The sequence below is a fragment of the Porcincola sp. LCP21S3_C12 genome, assembly GCF_052118625.1.
Classification (GTDB): domain Bacteria; phylum Bacillota; class Clostridia; order Lachnospirales; family Lachnospiraceae; genus Porcincola.
This window is the reverse complement of record NZ_JBQKGW010000043.1, coordinates 1-3695: the sequence shown is the minus strand read 5'-3', so window position 1 is coordinate 3695 and position 3695 is coordinate 1. Positions and strand designations below refer to the sequence as shown.

The following is a 3695-nucleotide window of genomic DNA, read 5'->3' as shown; positions in this document are numbered from 1 at the left end:
CTCAGCCCTCTGTAATACTTCGGAAACAGTGTTCCGGGAACACGAAGCAGCAAGAGCTATATTTCTCTCGCTGTACCCCTGGCTTTTCAGCCGGAGGATTTCTCTGTAGTTTGTCACTTCTGTGACCTCCTTTGAATGAATCTCAACACACTATTGCGTTTGTCATCATTGTAGGAGTCTCAAACAAAAGTGGCTCAGTTATCGCCGGAATGGTGGTTCAGTTAATAACGGAATGGTGGCTCAGTTAATAACGGAATGGTGGCTCAGTTGCACCGGACAGGGTGCTCAACGGGCTCCGGATTCTTCAGGTGGACGCTCTATCTTGAGGAGTATTACCACAAGGACCCGCATGAAGGAATCGCGGAATACTACCGGAGTCTTGGCTCGACAGTGCCGTCGGAAGGGATCACCCCTCTTCAGGAATGGAACCGGGACAGCCGGCCGCTGAACTTCATCGATGCCGGTACCGTGGCAGAAGCATTTCTCCATCACGAGTTCCGTCTTGTCGACCAGGGAGGATGTATCCAGTTCAGGGGAAAGCGCTATGAGACCAGAACTTCCCTCATCGGACAGAAAGTCGGAATCGCTTATGATCCGGCAGATCCGACAACTATCATTGTCAGCCATCCGCACATGCCTTCCTTTACCGCGCAGCCTTTGAGGATCAGTTCGTACTGCAACCAGGCTTCGGTACTGCCTGCCGCAATGCAGCCGCTGAAGCCGGAAACTTCAAGGCTCCTTGACGGACTTGAGGAACGGCATAAGCAGTCCCGGCAGCTTGTAGCGGATGCCCTGTCATTTGCGGGTTACGGAAAGGGGGACAGGAGCAATGTATGAGTCCTTCTTTGGAATGAGCCACACGCCGTTTGCCAGGGACCTCCCGACAGAATGCCTTTTTGAGAATCCGGTCATGAAGGATGTCCTCGGGCGCCTCCTCTATGTCGCAGATAAAAAGCTGTTCGCGGTGGTCACCGCAGATCCCGGATGCGGGAAATCCACCCTGCTCCGTAAGTTCAATGACCGGCTTCCGAAAGACGAATACATTCTTTTGTACCTGTCGGACTCCAAGCTGACACCGAAGTGGTTCTACAAGGGGCTGCTGAAACAGCTCGGGATGGAATCCGGATTCTACCGGGGGGATTCAAAGCGACAGCTCCAGAAAGCCATCGAGATTATCCAGGGTGTGCAGAAAAAGCGGGTCGTCTGTGTTCTCGATGAAGCCCACCTCCTGGATAAGGAGATGCTCGAGGAGTTCCGTTTCCTGCTGAACTACCGCTTTGACTCGGAGAGTCCTATGGCGCTGGTGCTGGTCGGACAGACTGAGCTCTGGAATAATAAGCTTAAACTTCAGCGGTATGCAGCAATCCGGCAGAGAATCGATATGTACTGCACGCTGCCTCCACTGGACCGGGCAGACTGTGAAAGATACATACAGACGCATCTGGGGTATGCCGGCTGCCGGCAGGATATCTTCACCGACACCGCCATTGACCGGGTGTTCCAGATCTCCACCGGTATTCCGAGGATGATTAACCGCGTATGCGATAAGAGTCTGATGTATGCGTACCAGAACCAGAAACGTCTTATCGATGACCACATGGTCAGCTATGTGGCTGAGCATGAAATGCTGGCCGCTAAAAATGAATAATGATTTTTCCCGCCGGGGATTTTGTTCTCCGGCGGAAAACTGCAAAAATGTAATGACACAAACATGAGCAGATCAGTGACAGCCTGTGAAAGCAGTTGCGTGACAGTTCATGAAATCAGTAACAATATAACGATACGGTGTGACGAGGACGCAATAAGAGCATAAGTACATCATGAATGTGCAACCATAGCCTTGGTGCTGGTAGATAGCAGAAAAAACACCCCGGCTCAGGATTTTCGTTCCTGAGTCGGGGCTCTTTTACATTAATCGATCCAAGGCTGCATTTTGCGGAGGGCGGCGGCCACTGATGCGGAATCCAGCGGCACCCTCAAAACCTTATTCCTTGTGTTTAATCATGATAGTGTAGTGTTTCGTGACACGCTTGTTTATCGCATCAGCTGACACAGCGTTATTGATTTACACTTAAAAGGGGGTGCGGACGTTTTTCTGGACTAATTATGCGGTCAATCCGAGCTGTCTCCGGTACTGGATAGGGCTGATCCCTCCAAGTGATATCTTTATTCGCTCCTCAGCATACCAGTGCATATAATCATCCAGGATCTTTATGAACTCGTCAATGGAGACATCCTGTCAGAAACGACCATAGAACATCTTGTTCTTCAGCCGGCCGAAGAAGCCCTCGCATGCCGAATTATCCGGCGAGCAGCCTTTCTTTGACATTGAGCGGATCAGCCCGGCCAACGGTAGTGGCATCCCCGGTCGGAATGGACGATGGGATACTCGCCCGGTTTCAGTGCCTCGATTGCCGCATCCAGCATCTGATTGACAAGATCAGCGTTCGGGGATGTTCCAATCGTCCACGCGACTGGAAGCCCGTCAAAGCAGTCAATAATCGGAGACAGATACACCTTTCCAGCCGGGATGGAGAATTCCGTGATGTCCGTCAGCCATTTCTGATTCGGCGCATCCGCATGGAAATCGCGCTTTATCTCGTTCGGGACCGTAGGGGTGATCTCGCCCTTATTGGAGTTGTATTTCCGCTTCCTTACGCTTGTGACAGTGAGCCTGTCCTGTTTTCATGAGACGACGCACGACCTTCTATGATACGGTCACGGATTCGTTCCTCAGGGCCGCATGGATCCTCCGGTAGCCGTACCGGTTTGAGGATTCATCGAAAGCCTGCCGGATCTTTTCGCGAACATCCGCATATTTGTCCGGAGCCGCCATAGCGGCCTCTTGATAGAAGTAGCTGCTCTTTGACATCTGAAGAACGCTGAGCAGTGTCTTCAGGCGGTATCTGTTCCGGAGGGCGTCAATCACGTCTGTCTTTTCACGATTCGTCAGACTTCCGAGACTGATGCCCTCCTCTTTTTTTATGACTTCTGCCGCCTTCTCAAGGACATCCCTCTCAACACGGAGACGGAAGACCTCGTCTTTCAGCTCCCTGGCCTGCTTTGTAAGATCATTGACCTGTGACTCTGGTTCCGGATAATGCCCCAACAGCGACGAACCGGAAGCAGAGCGACAAGTATGAGCCGGTATTAATCCAGTCCTATCAGGAACTGGCGCAGCATTACAACACAGCTATTATCCCGGCACGGGTCCGTACTCCAAAGGATAAACAAACACAATGCAGAAGGCAACGTCGGCCATGTGTCCACATGGATCACAGCAGCTTTACGCAATGAGCAGCTCTTCTCTCTGGCAGAACTGAATCAGGAAATTCGCAGGAAACTCAAGAAATACAACGAGGCGAACTTCGAAAAGAAAGAGGGTAGCCGGCTGAGCCTGTTTCTTGAGGAAGAAAAGCCATTGCTGGCGGCGTTACCTGCTGCCCATTTTGAATTAGCTGAACATCGCACTGCCACTGTGCAGTTCAACTATCACATCGCAGTAGACAAGATGTACTACTCCGTGCCCTATCGGTATATCAGAGATAAGGTAGATGTGCGAATCACCGACACCACAATTGAAGTTTCTAAAAATGAAATTTTAAATTCCACCATTAATACCAGAGGTAGACGTTAGTCTTGCACAGGTTGCGTTTACTCTTTCATACAATAGTACTATGATTGCCCTGTCCTTC

The 3695-nt window shown here is 50.9% G+C and carries 4 protein-coding genes and 1 pseudogene; 3 read left to right on the top strand and 2 right to left on the bottom strand.

Annotated features, from left to right (window positions below; all coding sequences use genetic code 11):
- Positions 1–267 precede the first annotated feature (267 nt).
- Together ACTQ1N_RS12425 and ACTQ1N_RS12420 are read left to right on the top strand one after the other, a co-directional pair.
- The gene (locus ACTQ1N_RS12425; RefSeq protein WP_441956969.1) at positions 268–837 is read left to right on the top strand and encodes a Mu transposase C-terminal domain-containing protein; all 570 of its coding nucleotides are present in this window, start codon (positions 268–270) and stop codon (positions 835–837) included.
- Positions 830–1648 carry an ExeA family protein gene (locus tag ACTQ1N_RS12420; protein ID WP_441956968.1) on the top strand — a complete coding sequence of 273 codons (819 nt, stop codon included), beginning with the start codon at positions 830–832 and terminating at the stop codon, positions 1646–1648. Before ACTQ1N_RS12425 ends, ACTQ1N_RS12420 begins: the two co-directional genes overlap by 8 nt.
- Before the next feature lie 456 nt (positions 1649–2104).
- Here the strand turns inward: ACTQ1N_RS12420 and ACTQ1N_RS12415 are convergent.
- Both ACTQ1N_RS12415 and ACTQ1N_RS12410 read right to left on the bottom strand, forming a co-directional pair.
- Positions 2105–2604 (bottom strand): annotated as a pseudogene (locus tag ACTQ1N_RS12415) (IS3 family transposase); the annotation flags it as partial.
- 103 nt (positions 2605–2707) lie between these two features.
- Positions 2708–3109, bottom strand: coding sequence for an IS3 family transposase (locus tag ACTQ1N_RS12410; protein WP_441956967.1), 402 nt, complete (start codon positions 3107–3109; stop codon positions 2708–2710).
- A gap of 153 nt (positions 3110–3262) precedes the next feature.
- On the opposite strand from ACTQ1N_RS12410, the gene ACTQ1N_RS12405 reads away from it, so the two are divergent.
- On the top strand, positions 3263–3637 hold the full coding sequence (locus ACTQ1N_RS12405) for a Mu transposase domain-containing protein (RefSeq protein ID WP_441956966.1): 375 nt from the start codon (positions 3263–3265) through the stop codon (positions 3635–3637).
- Positions 3638–3695 lie beyond the last annotated feature (58 nt).